The 2,425-nt window shown below is 30.9% G+C and carries 2 protein-coding genes, 1 tRNA gene, 1 rRNA gene and 1 pseudogene; all 5 read right to left on the bottom strand.

The window, feature by feature from the left end:
• Positions 1-677 precede the first annotated feature (677 nt).
• Positions 678-1,085, bottom strand: a pseudogene (locus tag J2Z24_RS21120) (group II intron maturase-specific domain-containing protein).
• Positions 1,054-1,542, bottom strand: coding sequence for a reverse transcriptase domain-containing protein (locus J2Z24_RS21115; protein WP_051593461.1), 489 nt, complete (start codon positions 1,540-1,542; stop codon positions 1,054-1,056). Before J2Z24_RS21115 ends, J2Z24_RS21120 begins: the two are co-directional and overlap by 32 nt.
• Positions 1,535-1,663, bottom strand: coding sequence for a hypothetical protein (locus J2Z24_RS21725; RefSeq protein ID WP_276513818.1), 129 nt, complete (start codon positions 1,661-1,663; stop codon positions 1,535-1,537). The genes J2Z24_RS21115 and J2Z24_RS21725 overlap by 8 nt, the downstream gene beginning before the upstream one ends.
• Before the next feature lie 593 nt (positions 1,664-2,256).
• Positions 2,257-2,332 (bottom strand) — tRNA-Phe (locus tag J2Z24_RS21110).
• 6 nt (positions 2,333-2,338) lie between these two features.
• Positions 2,339-2,425: ribosomal RNA gene (gene rrf / locus J2Z24_RS21105) — 5S ribosomal RNA — on the bottom strand; the annotation flags it as partial.

Below are 2,425 nucleotides of genomic sequence, written 5' to 3'. Positions count from 1 at the left end.
ACAGTTTCCTGTTAAGAATTGACTGGTTTCTTAATTCTCTGTTTAATTTTCAAAGACCATTGTTGCTGTCATCTGACAGCTTATTTATAATATCACATCAGTTTTTCTTTGTCAACAACTTTTTAAAATATTTTTAAAAAGTTGTTTTAATAACTTTTTCAGTTATTATCAAAGTCAAAATTAAACTTAATTTTGAACTGTTGTGTATCGTCTTTGCGACGACGTATGTTATTGTATCATCATTAAAACAATTAAACATTATTATTATACATATAATCATGTATTAATATACTTATTTCTATGATTTCTTTTAAATTTCTTAAATTTTCTTATAGTGACACTCTAGGAATAGTTTATTTAACTTTCTATATATGTTATATATTCTTTTATTGTATTTTTAAATTAGCAATACATTAGCTAAATTATTGGCATTCATTAATAGATCATCTCATTTTTATCACAAACTAGTATATAGAAAATATTATCGAGTAGGAGGAAAATAATTATTTTATTTTCCGTCTTCTCACGCCACCGTGCGTACCGTTCTGGTATACGGCGGTTCTTTAAAAATTATGTGCCTTCATATAATTAGCCAATAGGTTGTCTAAACCTATGATTTTAAAGAATTGATTATTTAAAGTTGTTTGTAAAATAGGGGTATTGGCATATTTTATTGCTTACCTATGTGTATATCCCAAACTTCTAAGATTTTTATATCTTATTTTAACCTTTTTCCATTGTTTCCAAATACACATTCTTAGCCTTTGATTAATCCATATTTGAAAATTTTAAATTATTCCTTTACAGTTTGCTATTCTAAAATAGTTTATATAACCTCTATTTAAAAGATTAAGTTTCTTTATTCTTTCCTCTATTGTAAATGGCTTTGACCTACTGGTTATTTTCCTGACTTTATCTTTGTATCTATTAACGGCTTGAGTTGATATTGTAAATTTTGCAACATACCTAGCCCAGTAAAATGAAAATCCTAAAAATTTTCTTCTCCAAGGTCTGTCTACTTCACTTTTATCTTTATTTACTTTTAATTTTAATCTATTTTCTATAAATAGATTTATACTTTCCATAACCTCTTTTGCTTTTGACGTAAATATTACTGTCAACAGCATATCTGCAAAATTTGTGACCTATCCTTTCTAGTTCTTTATCAAGGTCATCAAGTATTATATTAGATAAAATAATACTTAATGGATCACCTTTCGGTGTACCTTCTTCTATCCTGTTAACTACACCGTTTATCATAACTCCTGATGTTAAATAAGCTCTTATTAATTTTAGTAATCTTTTATCTTTAATTTTCTTTGATAACTTATTCATTAACATATCATGATTTACTTTATCAAAAAACTTTTCCAAGTCCATGTCTACGACCCATCTGTTTCCTTCATTAATATAGATTTCAGCTTGTTTAACTGCATCATGAGCACTTTTGTTAGGTGTAAAACCATAACTAGAAGTTGAGAAATCTTCATTATAGATACTATTTAATTCTTGAGCAATAGCCTGCTGAATTAATCTATCCAATTGTAGCTGCCGTGATCACTTTATGCACTCCGTGCTTATCCTTAGGTTCCACCTTACTTTTAGCCTTAGAGCCTAAATATTTAGTTTTCTGCAATCGTTGAGTATTCTTCGAAACTTTCAAGTTTTAAAACCTCCTAAAGTTCAGTCCTTCCTACGCTAACGCGTATTTACGTAGTACTATGACCTCTTCTGACTTCTGATAGTTCAGCTACACATCACTATGTAGGTTATCATTTATGAATTAGATCATCTGATGATATATCTATCAAACCTCCTCAGGTAAGAACAACAACCTTCACCTCATATATCTGCTATATATACTCCTAAAGATTTGGGTAGTGTTTCACTTTGTTTTGTTATGCAAACTCATCCGTCTTTAGTAAGCCTTTTATATAGTTCATGTCCCTCAGACCAATGTTTTGCCTCCGAATTCCTTTAGATTCCACCTCACGATGGACACCCTTGCCATTAACTAGTGATTCCCACTACCAAGCCTACAACGGACTTTCACCGTTAAGTTGTTGTCCATGCTGAGCACACATAAAACATGCTTATTATTAAATGGAAATCACAAATAATAAGCATGTTCTTTTCTTGGTTATTAAGTTATTATCATAAACTAAATTTCTAAATAAGTTGAATAGAATGGTGTCATATGTCATAAAATTTTTTAATTTATATAATAAAAAAACCCTATCATAATTGATAGGGTTTTGGTGGCTGGACCAGGAATCGAACCAGGGACACGAGGATTTTCAGTCCTCTGCTCTACCGACTGAGCTATCCAGCCATACTAACCTGGCAACGACTTACTCTCCCACAGGGCCTCCCCTGCAGTACCATCAGCGCTTTGAAGCTTAACCATCGTGTTCGGTATGGGAAC

The organism is Clostridium tetanomorphum (genome assembly GCF_017873215.1).
Taxonomy (GTDB): Bacteria; Bacillota; Clostridia; order Clostridiales; family Clostridiaceae; genus Clostridium_AO; species Clostridium_AO tetanomorphum.
This window is presented reverse-complemented; position numbering and strand designations above follow the sequence as displayed.